General features: G+C 68.3%; 18 protein-coding genes and 3 tRNA genes. 19 read left to right on the top strand and 2 right to left on the bottom strand.

Annotated elements, in window-relative coordinates; genetic code table 11:
- Positions 1-266: 266 nt before the first annotated feature.
- The 10 genes from ACFWAR_RS36185 to ACFWAR_RS36230 all read left to right on the top strand — a co-directional run bounded on the left by ACFWAR_RS36185 (position 267) and on the right by ACFWAR_RS36230 (position 6082).
- A tRNA-Thr gene (locus ACFWAR_RS36185) sits at positions 267-339 on the top strand.
- Between the two features lie 53 nt (positions 340-392).
- Positions 393-465 (top strand) — tRNA-Met (locus tag ACFWAR_RS36190).
- Positions 466-553: 88 nt separating this feature from the next.
- Positions 554-718, top strand: coding sequence for a 50S ribosomal protein L33 (gene rpmG, locus ACFWAR_RS36195; RefSeq protein ID WP_003956487.1), 165 nt, complete (start codon positions 554-556; stop codon positions 716-718).
- A gap of 112 nt (positions 719-830) precedes the next feature.
- Positions 831-1304, top strand: a complete 474-nt coding sequence (locus ACFWAR_RS36200; RefSeq protein ID WP_385786952.1) for a MaoC family dehydratase N-terminal domain-containing protein — start codon at positions 831-833, stop codon at positions 1302-1304.
- A 1-nt stretch (position 1305) separates the two neighbouring features.
- On the top strand, positions 1306-1734 hold the full coding sequence (locus ACFWAR_RS36205) for a MaoC family dehydratase (protein WP_385786955.1): 429 nt from the start codon (positions 1306-1308) through the stop codon (positions 1732-1734).
- Positions 1735-1904: 170 nt separating this feature from the next.
- Positions 1905-2471, top strand: coding sequence for a TetR/AcrR family transcriptional regulator (locus tag ACFWAR_RS36210; protein ID WP_385786958.1), 567 nt, complete (start codon positions 1905-1907; stop codon positions 2469-2471).
- A gap of 85 nt (positions 2472-2556) precedes the next feature.
- Complete coding sequence (locus ACFWAR_RS36215) at positions 2557-4047, top strand: MFS transporter (protein ID WP_385786960.1); 1491 nt, start codon at positions 2557-2559, stop codon at positions 4045-4047.
- 68 nt (positions 4048-4115) lie between these two features.
- A complete protein-coding gene (locus ACFWAR_RS36220) occupies positions 4116-4514 on the top strand; it encodes a DUF3291 domain-containing protein (protein ID WP_385786963.1) in 399 nt (132 codons plus the stop codon).
- A gap of 79 nt (positions 4515-4593) precedes the next feature.
- Positions 4594-5649 carry a UDP-N-acetylmuramate dehydrogenase gene (locus tag ACFWAR_RS36225; RefSeq protein ID WP_385786965.1) on the top strand — a complete coding sequence of 352 codons (1056 nt, stop codon included), beginning with the start codon at positions 4594-4596 and terminating at the stop codon, positions 5647-5649.
- A 16-nt stretch (positions 5650-5665) separates the two neighbouring features.
- A complete protein-coding gene (locus ACFWAR_RS36230; protein WP_385786968.1) occupies positions 5666-6082 on the top strand; it encodes a hypothetical protein in 417 nt (138 codons plus the stop codon).
- Positions 6083-6088: 6 nt separating this feature from the next.
- Here the strand turns inward: ACFWAR_RS36230 and ACFWAR_RS36235 are convergent, their stop codons facing one another.
- On the bottom strand, positions 6089-7108 hold the full coding sequence (locus ACFWAR_RS36235) for an adenosine deaminase (RefSeq protein WP_385786971.1): 1020 nt from the start codon (positions 7106-7108) through the stop codon (positions 6089-6091).
- Between the two features lie 153 nt (positions 7109-7261).
- Complete coding sequence (locus ACFWAR_RS36240) at positions 7262-8488, bottom strand: pyridoxal phosphate-dependent aminotransferase (protein ID WP_385786974.1); 1227 nt, start codon at positions 8486-8488, stop codon at positions 7262-7264.
- 191 nt (positions 8489-8679) lie between these two features.
- Here ACFWAR_RS36240 and ACFWAR_RS36245 point away from each other — a divergent pair.
- The 9 genes from ACFWAR_RS36245 (at position 8680) to ACFWAR_RS36285 (ending at position 21127) form a co-directional block, all read left to right on the top strand.
- Positions 8680-8752, top strand: a tRNA-Trp gene (locus ACFWAR_RS36245).
- Positions 8753-8858: 106 nt separating this feature from the next.
- The gene (secE, locus tag ACFWAR_RS36250; protein WP_351045363.1) at positions 8859-9140 is read left to right on the top strand and encodes a preprotein translocase subunit SecE; all 282 of its coding nucleotides are present in this window, start codon (positions 8859-8861) and stop codon (positions 9138-9140) included.
- 84 nt (positions 9141-9224) lie between these two features.
- A complete protein-coding gene (nusG, locus tag ACFWAR_RS36255; RefSeq protein WP_385786978.1) occupies positions 9225-10169 on the top strand; it encodes a transcription termination/antitermination protein NusG in 945 nt (314 codons plus the stop codon).
- A gap of 180 nt (positions 10170-10349) precedes the next feature.
- Complete coding sequence (rplK, locus tag ACFWAR_RS36260) at positions 10350-10784, top strand: 50S ribosomal protein L11 (RefSeq protein ID WP_283452383.1); 435 nt, start codon at positions 10350-10352, stop codon at positions 10782-10784.
- 110 nt (positions 10785-10894) lie between these two features.
- Complete coding sequence (gene rplA, locus ACFWAR_RS36265) at positions 10895-11623, top strand: 50S ribosomal protein L1 (protein WP_354382742.1); 729 nt, start codon at positions 10895-10897, stop codon at positions 11621-11623.
- 447 nt (positions 11624-12070) lie between these two features.
- The gene (gene rplJ, locus ACFWAR_RS36270) at positions 12071-12601 is read left to right on the top strand and encodes a 50S ribosomal protein L10 (protein WP_330332008.1); all 531 of its coding nucleotides are present in this window, start codon (positions 12071-12073) and stop codon (positions 12599-12601) included.
- A 112-nt stretch (positions 12602-12713) separates the two neighbouring features.
- A complete protein-coding gene (gene rplL, locus ACFWAR_RS36275) occupies positions 12714-13094 on the top strand; it encodes a 50S ribosomal protein L7/L12 (RefSeq protein ID WP_385786982.1) in 381 nt (126 codons plus the stop codon).
- 553 nt (positions 13095-13647) lie between these two features.
- On the top strand, positions 13648-17130 hold the full coding sequence (rpoB, locus tag ACFWAR_RS36280) for a DNA-directed RNA polymerase subunit beta (RefSeq protein WP_385786985.1): 3483 nt from the start codon (positions 13648-13650) through the stop codon (positions 17128-17130).
- Positions 17131-17227: 97 nt separating this feature from the next.
- Positions 17228-21127 carry a DNA-directed RNA polymerase subunit beta' gene (locus tag ACFWAR_RS36285; protein WP_385786988.1) on the top strand — a complete coding sequence of 1300 codons (3900 nt, stop codon included), beginning with the start codon at positions 17228-17230 and terminating at the stop codon, positions 21125-21127.
- Positions 21128-21235 lie beyond the last annotated feature (108 nt).

A 21235-nucleotide genomic window follows, 5' to 3' on the forward strand; every position in this document is an offset into this window, starting at 1 on the left:
GGCTCCGCCCGGACCCGCGCCTCAAACGCCGGCGAGGCTGAGCTTCGGCTCCGCCGGGGATGGCTTCGGCTCCGACGCGGCTGACTTTGGCTCCGGCGAGGCTGACTCTGGCTCCGACGAGGCCAGGTTCGGCTCCGGCGGGGCCGGGATCGGCTTCGGCGGGGCCGGACTTTGGCTTCGGGGGGACTTCTGGATCACGGCCGGAGGCCAGGTGCCGCAAAGGATTTGGGCGATCGGCGGGCAACCGTGTAATGTCTTCATCGCTCGCCCCAATAGCTCAGTCGGTAGAGCGTCTCCATGGTAAGGAGAAGGTCTGCGGTTCGATTCCGCATTGGGGCTCTGGTGAGAAAGCCCCCCCACCTGCTTTAGGGTGGGGGAGCAATCAACACCAAAGCGGCGTAGCTCAGTCGGTAGAGCAAGCGGCTCATAATCGCTGTGTCACCGGTTCAAGTCCGGTCGCCGCTACACACAGTAGCCGATTGCGGGGTCGGTCTCCCGGTCGGCTACTCTTGTATGCGTTCATCCGTCCCAATTTCCGTCAAGGAGCACTCACGTGGCTGCCACCGACGTCCGCCCGAAGATCACGCTGGCCTGCGTGGAGTGCAAGGAGCGGAACTACATCACGAAGAAGAACCGGCGTAACAACCCGGACCGTCTTGAGATGAAGAAGCACTGCCCGCGCTGCAACTCGCACACCGCGCACCGCGAGACCCGCTGACCCCAGCGGTTTCTCGAATACAGGCTCCGTCATAAGGTCGTCCCCTGCAAGGGGGGCGGCCTTGTGTCGTTTCTGCATGTCCTTTCGTATCCAACACAGGAGGTAGTGAGCCATGGCGCTCGACCAGTCCTTCGTGGGGCGGAGCTACCCGCCCACCGATCCGTACGAGGTCGGCCGGGAGAAGATCCGCGAATTCGCGGAGGCGGTGGGCGACGCCAATCCCGCCTACACCGACCCCGAAGCGGCCAAGGCGCTGGGTCACCTGGACGTGATCGCGCCCCCGACCTTTGTGTTTGCCATCACGTTCAAGGCGGCCGGTCAGGTCATCGAGGACCCGCAGCTCGGGCTGGACTACAGCCGCGTGGTGCACGGCGACCAGAAGTTCGCCTACACCCGGCCCGTACGGGCGGGTGACCGGCTGCTGGTGACGTCCACCATCGAGGCCGTGAAGTCCCTCGCGGGCAACGACATCATCGACATCCGCGGTGAGGTCCACGACGAGACCGGCGAGCACGTGGTGACGGCCTGGACGAAGCTCGTGTCCCGGGCCCCCGCCGAAGCCGCTGCCGTCACCGAGGAGGCCTGACATGGCTGCGCAGATCCAGTACGCGGACGTGGAGGTCGGCACCGAGCTGCCGGCCGCGAGCTTCCCGGTGCAGCGGGCCACCCTGGTCCGCTACGCGGGGGCGTCGGGTGACTTCAACCCGATCCACTGGAACGAGAAGTTCGCCAAGGAGGTCGGGCTGCCGGACGTGATCGCGCACGGCATGTTCACCATGGCCGAGGCGATCCGGGTGGTCACGGACTGGGTCGGCGACCCGGGCGCGGTGGTCGAGTACGGCGTGCGGTTCACCAAGCCGGTCGTGGTGCCGAACGACGACCAGGGTGCGGTGATCGAGGTCACGGCCAAGGTCGCGGCGAAGCTGGACGAGAACCGGGTCCGGGTGGACCTGACGGCCACCAGCGCCGGGCTGAAGGTCCTGGGCATGTCCCGCGCGGTGGTCCAGCTGGCCTGATGGCCGTCCCGGCCCGGCCCGCCCGGCTCCGCCCGGCCCCGCCCACGCCCCGCCCCCCGGCCCCGCCGGGGTGGTGGGCGACGTGGCGCGGGCGTCCGGGGGGCCGGGGTCCGGACGCCCGGGAAGACTGCCGGTTGACTTAGTTAGTGATTGGCCACTAACTTAGCTGCATGGCCAGGATGAGTGCAGACGAGCGGCGCGAGAGCGTCATCCGCGCGGCGATGTACGAATTCGCCCGCGGTGGTTACTACGGGACCTCCACCGAGGCGATCGCCAAGCGCGTCGGTGTCTCCCAGCCCTACCTCTTCCGCCTCTTTCCCAACAAGCAGGCCATCTTCCTCGCCGCGGCCGCCCGCTGCGTGCAGGACATCCGCGCCGTCTTCGAGGAGTCCTCCAAGGGGCTGCGGGGCGAGGAGGCCCTCGACTCGATGGCCACGGCCTACATGAAGCTGATCGCGGAGCACCCCGACAAGCTCCAGATGCAGCTCCAGCTCTACGTCACCGTCGCCGCCGCCGAGGCGGCCGGGGAGCCCGCCTTCGGCGAGATGGTCCGCAGCGGCTGGATGGAGCTCTGGGAGACGGTCGAGGCGGCCCTCGGTGACGGCCCCGGCGGGGTCACGGAGTTCATGGCCTGCGGCATGTTGATCAACACCCTGGCCGCCATGGGGTTTCCGTCCGGTCACCGGGTCTGGGACGGGTGCTACCCGTCCGCCCGCTCCGAGCGCCCCGAGGCGTGAGGGTCGGGAGGTGCGCGTTCCCGCGCATCTCCCTTTTTTTGGGCACGAAAGTTAGTAATTGATAACTAACGTTCCAGGGGGAACCGTGAACACTCAAGTCCAGCCCGCCACCGACACCCGGCTGCGCGGCCCCGCCGTCTGGGCCCTCGTCCTCACCGGCGTCGCCAGCTTCATGGCCGCCCTCGACAACCTGGTCGTCACCACCGCCCTCCCCGCCATCCGCACGGATCTCGGCGGCGCGCTGGAGGACCTGGAGTGGACGGTGAACGCCTACACCCTCACCTTCGCCGTCCTGCTGATGTTCGGCTCCGCCCTCGGTGACCGCTTCGGCCGCCGCAAGCTCTTCATCGCCGGCCTCACCGTCTTCACCGGCGCGTCCGCCGCGGCCGCCCTCTCGCCCGGCATCGACGCCCTCATCGCCGCCCGCGCCATCCAGGGCATCGGCGCCGCGGTCATGATGCCGCTCACGCTCACCCTGCTCACCGCCGCCGTTCCGGCCGCCCGCCGCGGCATGGCCCTCGGTATCTACGGCGCCGTCACCGGCCTCGCGGTGGCCAGTGGTCCGCTCATCGGCGGCAGCCTCACCGAGCACATCTCCTGGCAGTGGATCTTCTGGCTGAACGTGCCGATCGGCCTCGCCCTGATCCCCCTCGCCCGGCTGCGCCTGGCCGAGTCCACCGCGCCGGGCTCCCGCCTGGACATCCCCGGCACCCTGCTGATCAGCGCCGGCCTCTTCGGCATCGTCTACGCCCTGGTCAACGCCAACGCCGACGGCTGGACCAGCCCCCTGGTCCTGACCGGCCTGATCGTCGGCGGCCTGCTCGTCGCCGGCTTCGTCTACCACGGCTCCAACAACGTCGCCGCGATGCTCCCGATGCGGCTCTTCCGGGACCGCGGCTTCCTCGGGATCAACCTGGCCAGCCTGCTGATGTTCCTCGGGATGTTCGGCTCGATCTTCCTGCTCAGCCAGTTCCTCCAGGGCGCCGCCGGCTACTCGCCCACCGAAGCGGGCCTGCGCATGCTGCCCTGGACCGGGATGCCGATGATCGTCGCCCCGATCGCCGGAATCCTCTCCGACCGGATCGGCGGCCGCCCGGTCGTCGCCGCGGGCCTCGCCTTCCAGGCCCTCGGGCTCGGCTGGTTCGCCGCGGTGCTCAGCGCCGACGTGACCTACGCGGCCCAGCTCCCGGCGCTGATCCTCAGCGGCATCGGCATGGCCCTGTACTTCGCCCCCGCCTCCAACGTCCTGATGTCCACCGTGAGCGTCGCCGACCAGGGCCGGGCCTCCGGAGCCAACAGCGCCCTGCGCGAGCTGGGCGGCGCCCTCGGTGTCGCGGTCCTGGCCTCGGTCTTCGCCTCCCAGGGCGGCTACGAGACGCCCCAGACCTTCACCGACGGCACCGTTCCGGCGCTGTGGATCGGCGCGAGCGCCGTCGCGCTGGCCGCCCTGCTGGCCCTGCTGCTGCCCCGCAAGCCCAAGCAGCCGCAGCAGGCGGTGCCGTCCCCCGCCGCGGCCCCGGCGACCGACCGGACCGGGGACGCCGCCGCCGCGCCCGAGAAGGTCTCGACCCGCTGACCCGCTGACCCGCCCGACCCCGTCACCGACCCCGACCCCGCCCCGGATCCGCCGAAGGAGTGGCCGCCGTGCCCGACATCCCCTGGTCCACGCCCCACCGGGCGCACCCCGACGCCGAGGTCTACGTCATGGCCTCCCGCTTCGAGACCGCCACCCTCACCGGAGCCTTCCGGTTCCTCCTCAAGGCCCCCGGCATCATCGGCCAGATCCGCAAGGCACCCGGCGCCCACGGCGCCGCCCTGCGGGCCCGGACCCTGCGGCGCACCTTCCTCACCCTCTCGGCCTGGGAGGACCGCGGCGCGCTCTACCGCTTCGCTGGCAGCGAGCCGCACCGCTCCAGCGCCCGGGCGGCGAGCTCGTACACCAAGGAAGCCGCCTTCACCTTCTGGACCGTTCGGGCGAGCGAGCTCCCGATCTCCTGGGCCGAGGCCGAGCGCCGGCTCGCCGAGGAGAAGCGGAACCACTGAGTCCCTCCCCACCGGGGCAGAGCGCGTACGGTCCGTGGCCCCGCATCGACAGGGGGACGCGGACCGTACTCTTGTCCACGTGCAGGAACTCCACGATGCCCCCCTCGCCCCGCTGACCACCTTCCGCCTCGGCGGCCCGGCGACCCGGCTGGTCACCGCGACCACCGACGCCGAGGTCACCGCCGCCGTGCGCGCGGCCGACGAGAGCGGTACGCCGCTCCTCCTCATCGGCGGCGGCAGCAACCTGGTCATCGGCGACCAGGGCTTCGACGGCACCGCCCTGCGCATCGCCACCACCGGGTTCGCCCTCGACGGCACCACCCTCGAACTCGCGGCCGGCGAGAACTGGAGCGACGCCGTCGCCCGCACCGTCGAAGCCGGTCTCGCCGGCATCGAATGCCTCGCCGGAATCCCCGGCTCCGCCGGTGCCACCCCGGTCCAGAACGTCGGGGCGTACGGCCAGGAGGTCTCCAGCACCATCACCGAGGTCGTCGCCTACGACCGCACCCTCGGCGAGACGGTCACCCTCTCCAACGCCGAGTGCGCGTTCTCGTACCGCCACAGCACCTTCAAGGAGCACCCGGAGCGCTACGTCGTCCTGCGCGTCCGCTTCGCCCTGGAGGCCGCCGGCGGGCTCTCCGCGCCGATCAAGTACCCGGAGACCGCCCGCGCCCTCGGCGTCGAGGCGGGCGACCGGGTCCCCGCCGCCACCGCCCGCGAGACCGTCCTGCGGCTGCGCGCCGGCAAGGGCATGGTGCTCGACCCCGCGGACCACGACACCTGGTCGGCCGGGTCCTTCTTCACCAACCCGGTCCTGACCGAGGAGGCCTACGCCGACTTCCTCGCCCGCGTCCACGACCGGCTCGGCCCCGACACCGCCCCGCCCGCCTACCCGGCCGCCGACGGCGGTACGAAGACCAGCGCGGCCTGGCTGATCGACAAGGCGGGCTTCACCAAGGGCTACGGCACCGGCCCCGCCCGCATCTCCACCAAGCACACCCTCGCGCTCACCAACCGCGGTGGAGCCACCACCGAGGACCTGCTCGCCCTGGCCCGCGAGGTCGTCGCGGGCGTCCACGCTGCCTTCGGCGTCACCCTGGTCAACGAACCGGTGACGGTCGGCGTCAGCATCTGAGGAGCCCCGGCCGCCCATGCTCTGTCCCCTGCACGGGGCCGGTACCGACCCCACCCGGCTCGTGGGGCGCGCGATCAGCAGCGTCGTCGCGTCCTGGCACGTCTACGAGGGCGAACGCTCCGAGGCCCCGCTCGACGTCTGGCTGATCGACAGCGAGGGCGACTGCACCCGCATCACCACCGGCTCCGACTGGTGCCTCATCGTCGAGTCCGCCCGGCCGCACGAGCCGTACGACATGGGGGAGTGGGGCCGCATCGAAGTCGGCGACGACCTCGGCGACCACCCCTTCCTGCGCCACCTCGGCGACACCGTGGCGACCGTGGCCGAGTTCGCCGTGCCCGAGCAGGGCCGCACCCACCTGGAGATCGGCTTCACCGACGGCTACCGGGTGCGGGCCGACTGCTGGGAAGGCGACCTGCGCCTCACCCGGTGAGGGCGCTCACCCGGTCAGCCAGTGGTCGATCCCGGCCAGCAGCTTGGCCTGCACCTCCTCGGGCGCGGCCGAACCGCGCACCGACTGGCGGGCCAGCTCGGCCAGCTCCTCGTCCGTGAAGGCGTGGTGGCGGCGGGCGATCTCGTACTGCGCCGCCAGCCGCGAGCCGAAGAGCAGCGGGTCGTCGGCGCCCAGCGCCATCGGCACCCCGGCCTCGAAGAGGGTCCGCAGCGGGACGTCCTCGTGGCGCTCGTAGACACCCAGCGCCACGTTGGACGCCGGACACACCTCGCAGGTGATCTGGCGGTCGGCCAGCCGCTGGAGCAGCCGCGGGTCCTCGGCGGCCCGGACGCCGTGCCCGATGCGGGCGGCGCGCAGGTCGTCCAGGCAGTCCCGGACGGAGGAGGGACCGCTCAGCTCGCCGCCGTGCGGGGCCGCGAGCAGACCGCCCTCCCGGGCGATGGCGAAGGCCCGGTCGAAGTCGCGGGCCATGCCGCGGCGCTCGTCGTTGGAGAGCCCGAAGCCGACGATGCCGCGGTCGGCGTAGCGGACGGCGAGCCGGGCCAGGGTGCGGGCGTCCAGCGGGTGCTTCATGCGGTTCGCGGCGATGACCACGCGCATGCCGAGGCCGGTCTCGCGGGAGGCGGCGTCCACGGCGTCCAGGATGATCTCGACGGCCGGGATCATCCCGCCGAGGAGCGGGGCGTAGGAGGTGGGATCCACCTGGATCTCCAGCCACCCGCTGCCGTCCCGGACGTCCTCCTCCGCGGCCTCGCGCACCAGGCGCCGGATGTCGTCGGGCTCGCGCAGGCACGAGCGGGCGGCGTCGTAGAGCCGCTGGAAGCGGAACCAACCGCGCTCGTCGGTCGCCCGCAGTCGGGGTGGCTCACCGCCGGTCAGCGCGTCGGGCAGCCGCACGCCGTACTTGTCGGCCAGCTCCAGCAGGGTCGACGGGCGCATGGACCCCGTGAAGTGCAGGTGGAGGTGGGCTTTCGGCAGAAGCGTGAGATCGCGTACGTGCTCCATCCGGTGATCCTGCCGTACCGCGGCGCTCGGCGGGAGGGGGTTTACCGATCGAGGGCCTGCCCGAACGCGCGCGCGGGGCCCGGGGGAACGCCGGAGCGGCGGCTCCCCCGAGGGGAACCGCCGCTCGAACGCGCGCTGCCGCCCGCCCCAGGGCTAGGCCTTGGCCTCCGCGAGCAGCTTCTGGATCCGGGACACGCCCTCCACCAGGTCCTCGTCACCGAGGGCGTAGGACAGGCGCAGGTAGCCGGGGGTGCCGAAGGCCTCGCCCGGGACGACCGCGACCTCGGCCTCGTCCAGGATCAGGGCCGCCAGCTCGACCGAGGTCTGCGGGCGCTGACCGCGGATCTCCTTGCCGAGCAGCTCCTTGACCGAGGGGTACGCGTAGAACGCGCCCTCCGGGGTCGGGCAGAAGACGCCGTCGATCTCGTTCAGCATCTTGACCATGGTCTGGCGGCGGCGGTCGAAGGCCTTGCGCATCTCCGCGACGGCGTCCAGGTTCCCGGACACCGCGGCCAGCGCGGCCACCTGCGCCACGTTGGAGACGTTGGAGGTGGCGTGCGACTGGAGGTTCGTCGCGGCCTTGATGACGTCCTTGGGGCCCACGACCCACCCGACGCGCCAGCCGGTCATGGCGTACGTCTTGGCCACGCCGTTGACGACGATGCAGCGGTCGGCGAGCGCGGGCACCAGCACCGGCAGCGAGGTGAACTTCGCGTCGCCGTAGACCAGGTGCTCGTAGATCTCGTCCGTCAGGACCCACAGGCCGTGCTCGGCGGCCCACTCGCCGATGGCGCGGGCGTCGTCCTCGGAGTACACGGAACCGGTCGGGTTCGAGGGGGAGACGAAGAGCACGACCTTCGTACGGTCGGTGCGCGCCGCTTCCAGCTGCTCCACGGAGACGCGGTAGCCGGTGGTCTCGTCGGCGACGACGTCCACCGGGACACCGCCCGCGAGGCGGATCGACTCGGGGTAGGTGGTCCAGTAAGGAGCCGGGACGATGACCTCGTCGCCCGGGTCGAGGATCGCGGCGAAGGCCTCGTAGATGGCCTGCTTGCCACCGTTGGTCACCAGGATCTGGGCCGGGTCGACGGCGTAGCCCGAGTCGCGCAGCGTCTTCTCCGCGATGGCCTTCTTCAGCTCCGGCAGGCCGCCGGCCGGCGTGTAGCGGTGGTACTTCGGGTTGCGGCAGGCCTCGACCGCCGCCTCGACGATGTACTCGGGGGTCGGGAAGTCGGGCTCGCCGGCGCCGAAGCCGATCACCGGACGGCCCGCGGCCTTGAGGGCCTTGGCCTTGGCGTCGACGGCGAGGGTGGCGGACTCGGAAATGGCGCCGATACGGGCGGACACCCGGCGCTCGGAAGAAGGCGTTGCAGAGGTCATGCGGCCAATCGTCCCAGACTGCAAACCGGCGCCGCACACCGTTTCAGGTACCGGACGGAGCAGCTCCGACGGCTTCTGTTCGACGTCGGCGCCGCGACCACGTATGCTCACCTGTCGTTGGACCTCACCAACCGCCCCAAAACGCGTGCACTCCGTGCACTCGCCCGGATGCGGTAGGTTGGGGGACGCAAAGGGTCGTAGCTCAATTGGTAGAGCACTGGTCTCCAAAACCAGCGGTTGGGGGTTCGAGTCCCTCCGGCCCTGCTCCACACTCCTTCGCCGGATGTGTGCGCAGGTACCTACATCTATGCACCGCCGTGCGGCTCAACCGGGGCGCGGCACGGCCATGACCCGGATTCAGGTGAGAGACGTGACGGACGCCGTGGGCTCCATCGACATGCCTGACGCCGAGGACGAGACCCGCGAGAAGAAGGCCCGAAAGGGCGGCAAGCGCGGCAAGAAGGGCCCTCTGGGTCGTCTCGCGCTCTTCTACCGGCAGATCGTCGCGGAACTCCGCAAGGTCGTATGGCCGACTCGCAACCAGCTGAGCACCTACACCACTGTGGTGATCGTGTTCGTGGTCATCATGATCGGTCTCGTTACCGTGATTGACTATGGCTTCAACGCGGCCATCAAGTTCGTCTTCGGCTAGTCCCCGCGGGGGGCGGCACCTTGATGGGTGCCGCCCGTTTTCGCATGTTCCACCCCATTTTGTATCCAGGAAGAAGCAGCCACCGTGTCTGACCCGAACCTGAACGCGAGCCCCGACTCCGTCGAGTCCGTCGAGGACGCGCTCGACATCGTCGAGGCGGCGGACGCTGCGAACCCTGACGAGGCCGAGATCGCGGACGCCGACGCCGGCGTCGCCGCCGAAGAGGCTGCCGTGCACGTCGTAGAGGCCGACGAGGTCGACGCCGACGAGGTCGAGGATGCCGACGAGGCCGACGAAGACGCCGTCGAGGACGAGGCCGTCGAGGCTTCCGACGAGTCCGAGGACGACGAGTCCGACGAGGTCGAGGTCGACGCCGAGGCCGCCGACGAGGACGTAGAGCCCGCCGAGCCGGTCGACCCGATCCAGGCGCTGCGCGACGAACTCCGTCTGCTGCCCGGCGAGTGGTACGTGATCCACACCTACGCGGGCTACGAGAAGCGCGTGAAGGCCAACCTGGAGCAGCGCGCCGTCTCGCTGAACGTCGAGGAGTTCATCTACCAGGCCGAGGTGCCCGAGGAAGAGATCGTCCAGATCAAGAACGGCGAGCGCAAGAACGTCCGGCAGAACAAGCTGCCCGGTTACGTTCTCGTCCGCATGGATCTGACGAACGAGTCCTGGGGCGTCGTCCGCAACACCCCCGGCGTCACCGGCTTCGTGGGCAACGCCTACGACCCGTACCCGCTGACCCTCGACGAGATCGTCAAGATGCTCGCCCCCGAGGCGCAGGAGAAGGCCGCCAAGCTGGCCGCGGAAGAGGCCGGTCTGCCCGCGCCCGCCGTCAAGCGCACCATCGAGGTCCTGGACTTCGAGGTCGGCGACTCGGTCACCGTCACCGACGGCCCGTTCGCGACGCTCCAGGCGACCATCAACGAGATCAACCCGGACTCGAAGAAGGTCAAGGGTCTCGTCGAGATCTTCGGCCGCGAGACCCCGGTCGAGCTGAGCTTCGACCAGATCCAGAAGAACTGATCCAGCAAGTCTGGGTCAGTCTCTGACACACGCTTCCAGCCAGGTCAGATCGCCCCGAAAAGGGTGGTCTGACCTGCTGGGTTTTATGCCCCGCCCTGATACCCGTTATCGTGGTGCGGTATGCCTCCATCCGGATGACCGGTTGGCGGCGAAACACTCTCACAGGACCCGGAGAGAGCAATGCCTCCCAAGAAGAAGAAGATCACGGGGCTCATCAAGCTCCAGATCAAGGCCGGTGCGGCCAACCCGGCGCCGCCGGTCGGCCCCGCGCTCGGTCAGCACGGCGTCAACATCATGGAGTTCTGCAAGGCCTACAACGCCGCGACCGAGTCGCAGCGTGGCATGGTCGTGCCGGTGGAGATCACGGTCTACGACGACCGCTCCTTCACCTTCGTGACGAAGACCCCCCCGGCCGCGCGCCTCATCCTCAAGCACGCGGGTGTGGAGAAGGGCTCGGGCGAGCCGCACAAGACCAAGGTCGCCAAGCTCACCGGCGCCCAGGTCCGCGAGATCGCCACGCTGAAGATGCCCGACCTGAACGCCAACGACCTGGCGGCCGCCGAGAAGATCATCGCCGGCACCGCTCGTTCGATGGGCATCACGGTCGAGGGCTGATCCAGCCCCTCGCACGCCCCCAGTGGTAGGGCCAGCGCTGGCCCGCACCACGACTCCACACCCTGCCACGCGGCGGAAGCCGCATGGTGTTATCTGCAACAGGAGCAGAAGTGAAGCGCAGCAAGACTCTCCGCGCTGCGGACGCCAAGGTCGACCGGGCCAAGCTCTACGCCCCGCTCGAGGCCGTCCGTCTCGCCAAGGAGACCTCCGCGACCAAGTTCGACAGCACCGTCGAGGTCGCCTTCCGCCTGGGTGTCGACCCGCGCAAGGCCGACCAGATGGTCCGCGGCACCGTGAACCTCCCGCACGGCACCGGCAAGACCGCCCGGGTCCTGGTCTTCGCGACCGGTGACCGTGCAGCGGCCGCGGAAGCCGCCGGCGCCGACATTGTCGGCAACGACGAGCTGATCGACGAGATCGCGAAGGGCAACCGCCTCAACGAGTTCGACGCCGTTGTCGCCACCCCGGACCTCATGGGCAAGGTCGGCCGCCTCGGCCGCGTGCTCGGTCCCCGTGGCCTCATGCCGAACCCGAAGACCGGCACCGTCACCATGGACGTCGCCAAGGCTGTCACCGAGATCAAGGGTGGCAAGATCGAGTTCCGCGTCGACAAGCACTCGAACCTGCACTTCATCATCGGCAAGGTCTCCTTCACCGATGAGCAGCTGGTCGAGAACTACGGCGCCGCGCTGGACGAGATCCTTCGTCTGAAGCCGTCCGCCGCGAAGGGCCGCTACATCAAGAAGGCCGCCCTGAGCACCACGATGGGCCCCGGCATCGTCCTGGACCAGAACCGCACCCGGAACCTCCTCGTCGAGGAAGACCCGGCCGCGGTCTGATCCGGCAGGGCCCGCGGGCCCGACCGGCAGCATCTCGGCGGGCCCTCCGCCTCCCTCACGGGAGGTGGGGGGCCCGTTCTCGTTCCCCGGCCCCGCGGAGCCTCTCGGGGCCCGGTGGGCCTCCCGGCTCCGCCGCGGCGCCCGGGCCCGTACGGCGCCCGCCAGGGGCCCGCACGGGGCACGGGAGGGCCGCGGGGGGCGATTTGCTCCGGGGCGGGATGTTCGCGTACGCTTCCGGAGAAGCCAAAGACCGCTGGTCGTTGCCGTGCTCGAAAGAGGACGGCGGCCGAAGGATTCGCTAGCTGCGAACGACCTGCGCAGGTGTTCAGTGGAAAGTTCCCGGACTCGTTCCGGTCGAGCTGTGCCCCGAGCGCCTGCGCCGGGGCGTTTTTGTTTGTCTAGCCCCTTCTGAGCGGTCCTCATCACCCGGAAGGAGGCCGAAGCACTATGCCGACGCCCAACAAGGCTGCCGCGGTAGCCGAGCTCACGGACCAGTTCCGCGACTCGAACGCCGCCGTGCTGACCGAGTACCGGGGCCTCACCGTGGCGCAGCTCAAGACGCTGCGTCGTTCCCTCGGTGAGAACGCCCAGTACGCCGTGGTGAAGAACACGCTGACCAAGATTGCGGCCAACCAGGCCGGGATCACCGCGCTGGACGAGCACTTCGCTGGTCCGACCGCGGTCGCCTTCATCACCGGTGACCCGGTGGAGTCGGCGAAGAGCCTGCGTGACTTCGCCAAGGACAACCCGAACCTCATCATCAAGGCGGGTGTCCTTGATGGTAAGGCGCTCACCGCCGATGAGATCAAGAAGCTCGCGGACCTCGAGTCCCGCGAGGTTCTGCTCAGCAAGCTGGCCGGCGCGTTCAAGGGCAAGCAGTCTCAGGCTGCCTCGCTCTTCCAGGCGCTGCCGTCGAAGTTCGTCCGCACCGCGGAAGCGCTTCGCGTCAAGCTCGCCGAGCAGGGCGGTGCCGAGTAATTCGGCTCGCGCATTGATCCACGCCGCCTAGTGCGTGGGTCGTAGCGGGCCGTTACGCCCGCCTCTCTAAACATCCGGCACCCGTGCCGATTTAGTGGAAGGATCGCCCATCATGGCGAAGCTCACCCAGGACGAACTCCTCGCCCAGTTCGAGGAGCTCACCCTCATCGAGCTCTCCGAGTTCGTGAAGGCGTTCGAGGAGAAGTTCGACGTCACCGCCGCCGCGGCCGTCGCCGTTGCCGGTCCGGGCGCCCCCGTCGCCGCTGAGGCCGTCGAGGAGCAGGACGAGTTCGACGTCATCCTCACCGGCGCCGGCGAGAAGAAGATCCAGGTCATCAAGGTCGTGCGCGAGCTGACCTCCCTGGGTCTGAAGGAGGCCAAGGACCTCGTCGACGGCACCCCGAAGCCGGTCCTCGAGAAGGTCGCCAAGGAGGCCGCTGACAAGGCTGCCGAGTCCCTCAAGGCCGCTGGCGCCTCGGTCGAGGTCAAGTAACACCTCTGAGGCCCTCACAGGGCCTTTCAAAGGGCGATCACCCGTAAGGGTGGTCGCCCTTTGGCGTATCCGCAGTGCCTGACTTGCCCTGCTCTCGTTGGGGAGTAGGGTGATCATCGTTGCTCCGAGACAGGGCCCGGTGATGATCCGCTCGGAGCAGGGGGCCTTGACGAACGGCACGCGGCGCGCAATTCTCAGTCCCGTTGCCACATCAAGCAGGCCGATCCGGATCCCGAGGCATGGATCGGTTACAAAGAGGGCAGTACTGATACGCGCTCTGTGTGCGAGCGCCGCAGCGTTCAACAACAAGGGGAAGGCCTGTTGCCGGACTCCAGAAATCTGGTCTGGACATCAGTGAGCCAAGTGGCTACACTGACCCTTTGCGCTGCCTGTTAGCTGCCCCCTGCCCGTCGCCAGGGGCATACCTACGCTGAAGCACACCTGATCGAACACCCTGACCTGGTCCTTTGGGCCGGATAGGGGAAGTTCCTCTTCTGTGTCAGCTGGGACCGGTACGCGCGTAGTGAGTCCGAGCCCTCGGAAGGACCCCCTCTTGGCCGCCTCGCGCAACGCCTCGACCAATACGAACAACGGTGCCAGCACCGCCCCGCTGCGCATCTCCTTTGCAAAGATCAAGGAGCCTCTCGAGGTTCCGAACCTCCTGGCGCTGCAGACCGAGAGCTTTGACTGGCTGCTCGGTAACGCCGCCTGGAAGTCTCGCGTCGAGTCGGCTCTGGAGAGCGGACAGGACGTCCCCACCAAGTCCGGTCTGGAAGAGATCTTCGAGGAGATCTCGCCGATCGAGGACTTCTCCGGGTCGATGTCGCTGACCTTCCGCGACCACCGCTTCGAGCCCGCGAAGAACTCTGTCGACGAGTGCAAGGACCGTGACTTCACCTTCGCGGCGCCGCTGTTCGTCACGGCCGAGTTCACCAACAACGAGACCGGCGAGATCAAGTCCCAGACGGTCTTCATGGGCGATTTCCCGCTCATGACGAACAAGGGCACCTTCGTCATCAACGGCACCGAGCGTGTCGTCGTGTCGCAGCTGGTCCGTTCGCCCGGTGTCTACTTCGACTCCTCCATCGACAAGACGTCCGACAAGGACATCTTCTCCGCCAAGATCATCCCGTCCCGGGGTGCCTGGCTGGAGATGGAGGTCGACAAGCGCGACATGGTCGGTGTCCGCATCGACCGCAAGCGCAAGCAGTCCGTCACCGTTCTCCTGAAGGCTCTCGGTTGGACCACCGAGCAGATCCTGGAAGAGTTCGGCGAGTACGAGTCCATGCGCGCCACCCTGGAGAAGGACCACACCCAGGGTCAGGACGACGCGCTGCTCGACATCTACCGCAAGCTGCGTCCGGGCGAACCGCCGACCCGTGAGGCCGCGCAGACGCTGCTCGAGAACCTCTACTTCAACCCGAAGCGCTACGACCTCGCCAAGGTCGGTCGCTACAAGGTCAACAAGAAGCTCGGCGCGGACGAGCCCCTCGACGCCGGTGTGCTGACGACGGACGACGTCATCGCCACCATCCGTTACCTGGTCAAGCTGCACGCGGGCGAGACCGAGACGGTGGGCGAGTCGGGCCGGCCGATCGTCGTCGAGACCGACGACATCGACCACTTCGGCAACCGTCGTCTGCGCAACGTCGGCGAGCTCATCCAGAACCAGGTCCGCACGGGTCTGGCTCGTATGGAGCGCGTCGTGCGCGAGCGCATGACGACCCAGGACGTCGAGGCGATCACGCCGCAGACGCTGATCAACATCCGGCCGGTCGTCGCCTCCATCAAGGAGTTCTTCGGCACCAGCCAGCTGTCGCAGTTCATGGACCAGAACAACCCGCTGTCGGGTCTCACCCACAAGCGCCGCCTGTCGGCGCTTGGCCCGGGTGGTCTGTCCCGTGAGCGGGCCGGCTTCGAGGTCCGAGACGTTCACCCGTCGCACTACGGCCGCATGTGCCCGATCGAAACCCCCGAAGGCCCGAACATCGGTCTGATCGGTTCGCTCGCGTCCTACGGTCGCGTCAACGCGTTCGGTTTCGTCGAGACCCCGTACCGCAAGGTCATCGAGGGTGTCGTCACGGACGACGTCGACTACCTGACGGCCGACGAGGAAGACCGCTTCGTCATCGCCCAGGCCAACGCCGGCCTGAACGACGAGATGCGCTTCACCGAGAACCGCGTGCTGGTCCGCCGTCGTGGTGGCGAGATCGACTACATCGCCGGCGACGACGTCGACTACATGGACGTCTCCCCGCGCCAGATGGTGTCCGTCGCGACCGCGATGATCCCCTTCCTCGAGCACGACGACGCCAACCGCGCCCTCATGGGCGCGAACATGATGCGCCAGGCCGTTCCGCTCATCAAGGCGGAGGCGCCGCTCGTCGGCACCGGCATGGAGTACCGCTGTGCGGTCGACGCCGGTGACTCGATCCGCGCGGAGAAGGACGGTGTCGTCCAGGAGGTCTCGGCCGACTACGTCACCGTCGCGAACGACGACGGCACGTACACCACGTACCGCGTCGCGAAGTTCTCCCGCTCGAACCAGGGCACCTCGGTCAACCAGAAGGTCATCGTCAACGAGGGTGACCGCATCATCGAGGCCCAGGTCCTCGCCGACGGTCCTGCGACCGAAGAGGGCGAAATGGCCCTCGGCAAGAACCTGCTCGTCGCGTTCATGCCCTGGGAAGGTCACAACTACGAGGACGCGATCATCCTGTCGCAGCGCCTCGTGCAGGACGACGTCCTCTCCTCGATCCACATCGAGGAGCACGAGGTCGACGCCCGTGACACCAAGCTGGGCCCCGAGGAGATCACCCGGGACATCCCGAACGTCTCCGAGGAGGTCCTCGCGGACCTCGACGAGCGCGGCATCATCCGCATCGGTGCGGACGTCGTCGCGGGCGACATCCTGGTCGGCAAGGTCACGCCCAAGGGCGAGACCGAGCTGACCCCGGAAGAGCGTCTGCTCCGCGCGATCTTCGGTGAGAAGGCCCGCGAGGTGCGCGACACCTCGCTCAAGGTCCCCCACGGTGAGATCGGCAAGGTCATCGGCGTCCGCGTCTTCGACCGCGAAGAGGGCGACGAGCTTCCCCCGGGCGTCAACCAGCTGGTCCGCGTCTACGTGGCCCAGAAGCGCAAGATCACCGACGGTGACAAGCTCGCCGGCCGCCACGGCAACAAGGGTGTCATCTCCAAGATCCTTCCGATCGAGGACATGCCCTTCCTTGAGGACGGCACGCCGGTCGACATCATCCTGAACCCGCTGGGTGTCCCGTCCCGAATGAACCCGGGACAGGTCCTGGAGATCCACCTCGGCTGGCTCGCCAGCCGCGGTTGGGACGTCTCCGGCCTCGGTGAGGAGTGGGCCGAGCGCCTCAAGGCGATCGGCGCCGACCGCGTCGAGCCCGGCACCAACGTCGCCACCCCGGTGTTCGACGGTGCGCGCGAGGACGAGCTCGCGGGCCTCTTCGAGCACACCATCCCGAACCGCGACGGGGACCGCCTGGTCCTGCCGACCGGCAAGGCGCACCTGTTCGACGGCCGCTCCGGCGAGCCGTTCCCGGAGCCGGTCTCGATCGGCTACATGTACATCCTCAAGCTCCACCACCTGGTCGACGACAAGCTCCACGCCCGTTCGACCGGGCCGTACTCGATGATCACGCAGCAGCCGCTGGGTGGTAAGGCGCAGTTCGGTGGCCAGCGCTTCGGTGAGATGGAGGTGTGGGCGCTCGAGGCTTATGGCGCCGCTTACGCCCTCCAGGAGCTGCTGACCATCAAGTCCGATGACGTGACCGGCCGCGTGAAGGTCTACGAGGCCATCGTCAAGGGCGAGAACATCCCCGAGCCGGGCATTCCCGAGTCCTTCAAGGTGCTCATCAAGGAAATGCAGTCGCTCTGCCTCAACGTGGAGGTGCTGTCCTCGGACGGCATGTCCATCGAGATGCGCGACACCGACGAGGACGTCTTCCGCGCGGCGGAGGAGCTCGGTATCGACCTGTCCCGGCGCGAGCCGAGCAGCGTCGAAGAGGTCTGACGGGCCTGACGGGGGGCTCGCTCAAGAGCCCCCCGTCATCCCCGGGACCGTTCAGACCATGATTGAGACTCGACCCCGAAAGAGGGATTGACGCACAGTGCTCGACGTCAACTTCTTCGACGAGCTGCGGATCGGCCTTGCCACCGCGGACGACATCCGAACCTGGTCCCACGGCGAGGTCAAGAAGCCGGAGACCATCAACTACCGCACCCTCAAGCCCGAGAAGGACGGACTCTTCTGCGAGAAGATCTTCGGTCCGACCCGGGACTGGGAGTGCTACTGCGGCAAGTACAAGCGTGTCCGCTTCAAGGGCATCATCTGTGAGCGTTGTGGCGTCGAAGTCACGCGCGCCAAGGTGCGTCGCGAGCGGATGGGCCACATCGAGCTCGCCGCTCCCGTCACCCACATCTGGTACTTCAAGGGCGTTCCGTCGCGTCTTGGCTACCTGCTGGACCTCGCGCCGAAGGACCTCGAGAAGGTCATCTACTTCGCCGCGTACATGATCACGTTCGTGGACGACGAGCGCCGCACCCGCGACCTCCCGTCGCTGGAGGCCCACGTCTCCGTCGAGCGCCAGCAGATCGAGAACCGCCGCGACGCGGACCTCGAAGGCCGCGCCAAGAAGCTCGAGACCGACCTGGCCGAGCTCGAGGCCGAGGGCGCCAAGGCCGACGTGCGCCGCAAGGTGCGCGAAGGTGCCGAGCGCGAGATGAAGCAGCTGCGCGACCGTGCGCAGCGCGAGATCGACCGTCTGGACGAGGTCTGGTCGCGCTTCAAGAACCTCAAGGTCCAGGACCTCGAGGGCGACGAGCTGCTCTACCGCGAGCTGCGCGACCGCTTCGGCACGTACTTCGACGGTTCGATGGGTGCCGCGGCGCTGCAGAAGCGCCTGGAGTCCTTCGACCTCGAGGAAGAGGCCGAGCGCCTCCGCGAGATCATCCGTTCCGGCAAGGGCCAGAAGAAGACCCGTGCGCTCAAGCGCCTCAAGGTCGTCTCCGCGTTCCTGCAGACCAGCAACAGCCCCAAGGGCATGGTGCTGGACTGCGTGCCGGTGATCCCGCCGGACCTGCGTCCGATGGTGCAGCTGGACGGTGGCCGCTTCGCGACCTCCGACCTGAACGACCTGTACCGCCGCGTGATCAACCGCAACAACCGCCTGAAGCGCCTTCTCGACCTCGGTGCCCCCGAGATCATCGTGAACAACGAGAAGCGCATGCTCCAGGAGGCCGTCGACGCCCTCTTCGACAACGGTCGTCGTGGTCGTCCGGTGACCGGTCCCGGTAACCGCCCGCTGAAGTCCCTGAGCGACATGCTCAAGGGCAAGCAGGGTCGATTCCGTCAGAACCTCCTCGGCAAGCGCGTGGACTACTCCGCGCGTTCCGTGATCGTCGTCGGCCCGCAGCTGAAGCTGCACCAGTGCGGTCTGCCGAAGGCCATGGCGCTGGAGCTCTTCAAGCCGTTCGTGATGAAGCGCCTGGTGGACCTGAACCACGCGCAGAACATCAAGTCGGCGAAGCGCATGGTCGAGCGCGGCCGCACGGTCGTCTACGACGTGCTCGAAGAGGTCATCGCCGAGCACCCGGTCCTCCTGAACCGTGCGCCCACGCTGCACCGCCTCGGCATCCAGGCCTTCGAGCCCCAGCTGGTCGAAGGCAAGGCCATCCAGATCCACCCGCTCGTCTGCACCGCGTTCAACGCGGACTTCGACGGTGACCAGATGGCCGTGCACCTCCCGCTCTCCGCGGAGGCGCAGGCCGAGGCCCGCATCCTGATGCTGTCCTCGAACAACATCCTGAAGCCCGCCGACGGCCGTCCGGTCACGATGCCGACCCAGGACATGGTCCTCGGTCTGTTCTTCCTGACCACCGACGGTGAGCTCCGTGACACCAAGGGCGAGGGCCGCGCGTTCGGCTCCACGGCCGAGGCGACCATGGCGTTCGACGGCGGCGAGCTGGCTCTCCAGTCCTCCGTGGACATCCGCTTCCCGGTGGGCACCATCCCGCCGCGCGGCTGGGTGGCCCCGGTGGCCGAAGAGGGCGAGCAGGAGTTCCAGCCGGGCGACAGCTTCCGTCTGCGCACCTCGCTGGGCCGCGCGCTCTTCAACGAGCTGCTGCCCGAGGACTACCCGTTCGTCGACTACTCGGTGGGCAAGAAGCAGCTCTCCGAGATCGTCAACGACCTGGCCGAGCGCTACCCCAAGGTCATCGTGGCGGCGACGCTCGACAACCTGAAGGCGGCGGGCTTCCACTGGGCGACCCGTTCGGGCGTCACCGTGGCCATCTCCGACGTCGTCGTGCCCGAGGCCAAGAAGGCCATCGTCAAGGGCTACGAGGAGCAGGACGAGAAGGTCCAGAAGCAGTACGAGCGCGGCCTGATCACCAAGGACGAGCGCACGCAGGAGCTCATCGCGATCTGGACCAAGGCGACCAACGAGGTTGCCGAGGCGATGAACGCGAACTTCCCCAAGACGAACCCCATCTTCATGATGGTTGACTCGGGTGCCCGAGGAAACATGATGCAGATGCGACAGATCGCCGGTATGCGTGGTCTGGTGTCGAACGCGAAGAACGAGACCATCCCGCGTCCCATCAAGGCCTCGTTCCGTGAGGGCCTCACCGTTCTGGAGTACTTCATCTCCACGCACGGTGCCCGTAAGGGTCTGGCGGACACCGCCCTGCGTACCGCCGACTCGGGTTACCTCACCCGTCGTCTGGTGGACGTCTCGCAGGACGTCATCATCCGCGAGGAGGACTGCGGTACCGAGCGCGGCCTGAAGCTGAAGATCGCCGTTCGCGGCGAGGACGGCGTGCTGCGCAAGGCCGACGACGTCGAGACCTCGATCTACGCCCGCATGCTGGCCGAGGACGTCGTCATCGACGGCAAGGTCATCGCGCCGGCCAACGTCGACCTCGGTGACGTCCTCATCGACGCCCTGGTCGCCAACGGCGTCGAGGAGGTCAAGACCCGCTCGGTCCTGACCTGTGAGTCCGCGGTCGGCACCTGTGCCTTCTGCTACGGACGCTCGCTCGCCACCGGCAAGCTGGTCGACATCGGTGAGGCGGTCGGCATCATCGCCGCCCAGTCCATCGGTGAGCCCGGTACCCAGCTGACGATGCGTACCTTCCACACCGGTGGTGTGGCCGGTGACGACATCACGCAGGGTCTGCCGCGTGTCGTCGAGCTCTTCGAAGCCCGTACCCCGAAGGGTGTCGCCCCGATCTCCGAGGCCGCCGGTCGCGTGCGGATCGAGGAGACCGAGAAGACGAAGAAGATCGTCATCACGCCGGACGACGGTGCCGAGGAGACGGCGTTCCCGATCTCCAAGCGCGCCAAGGTCCTCGTGCACGAGGGTGACCACGTCGAGGTGGGCCAGAAGCTCACCGCGGGTGCCACCAACCCGCACGACGTGCTGCGCATCCTCGGTCAGCGCGCGGTCCAGGTCCACCTGGTCGGCGAAGTCCAGAAGGTCTACAACTCGCAGGGCGTGTCGATCCACGACAAGCACATCGAGATCATCATCCGGCAGATGCTGCGCCGCGTGACGATCATCGAGTCCGGCGACGCGGAGCTGCTTCCGGGCGAGCTCGTCGAGCGGTCGAAGTTCGAGACCGAGAACCGTCGTGTGGTCACCGAGGGCGGTCACCCCGCCTCCGGCCGTCCGCAGCTGATGGGTATCACCAAGGCCTCGCTGGCGACGGAATCCTGGCTGTCGGCCGCCTCCTTCCAGGAGACGACCCGAGTCCTGACGGATGCGGCGATCAACGCCAAGTCCGACAGCCTCATCGGCCTCAAGGAGAACGTCATCATCGGTAAGCTCATCCCGGCCGGTACGGGTCTGTCCCGCTACCGCAACATCCGGGTCGAGCCCACCGAGGAAGCCAAGGCCGCGATGTACTCGGCCGTCGGTTACGACGACATCGACTACTCGCCCTTCGGCACCGGCTCCGGCCAGGCCGTCCCGCTGGAGGACTACGACTACGGCCCGTACAACGGCTGAGTCGCTCCGGCGCGCAGTAGGCGCTAGGCAGTAGACCGCAGGGCGGTCACCCGAGAGGGTGCCCGCCCTGCGGCGTTCGCGGGGGCAGGTACCCGGAACGGAGCAGTG

Origin of the sequence: Streptomyces sp. NPDC059917 (assembly GCF_042730635.1) — a bacterium.
GTDB lineage: Bacteria > Actinomycetota > Actinomycetes > Streptomycetales > Streptomycetaceae > Streptomyces.

Bases quoted from the DNA above. Each gene is read 5' to 3' on its own strand.
- ACFWAR_RS36200 (WP_385786952.1), top strand. From the start codon at position 831: ATGGCGCTCGACCAGTCCTTCGTGGGGCGGAGCTACCCGCCCACCGAT.
- ACFWAR_RS36205 (WP_385786955.1), top strand. From the start codon at position 1,306: ATGGCTGCGCAGATCCAGTACGCGGACGTGGAGGTCGGCACCGAGCTG.
- ACFWAR_RS36210 (WP_385786958.1), top strand. From the start codon at position 1,905: ATGGCCAGGATGAGTGCAGACGAGCGGCGCGAGAGCGTCATCCGCGCG.
- ACFWAR_RS36230 (WP_385786968.1), top strand. From the start codon at position 5,666: ATGCTCTGTCCCCTGCACGGGGCCGGTACCGACCCCACCCGGCTCGTG.
- ACFWAR_RS36235 (WP_385786971.1), bottom strand. From the start codon at position 7,108: ATGGAGCACGTACGCGATCTCACGCTTCTGCCGAAAGCCCACCTCCAC.
- ACFWAR_RS36240 (WP_385786974.1), bottom strand. From the start codon at position 8,488: ATGACCTCTGCAACGCCTTCTTCCGAGCGCCGGGTGTCCGCCCGTATC.
- rplK (WP_283452383.1), top strand. From the start codon at position 10,350: ATGCCTCCCAAGAAGAAGAAGATCACGGGGCTCATCAAGCTCCAGATC.
- rplJ (WP_330332008.1), top strand. From the start codon at position 12,071: ATGCCGACGCCCAACAAGGCTGCCGCGGTAGCCGAGCTCACGGACCAG.
- rplL (WP_385786982.1), top strand. From the start codon at position 12,714: ATGGCGAAGCTCACCCAGGACGAACTCCTCGCCCAGTTCGAGGAGCTC.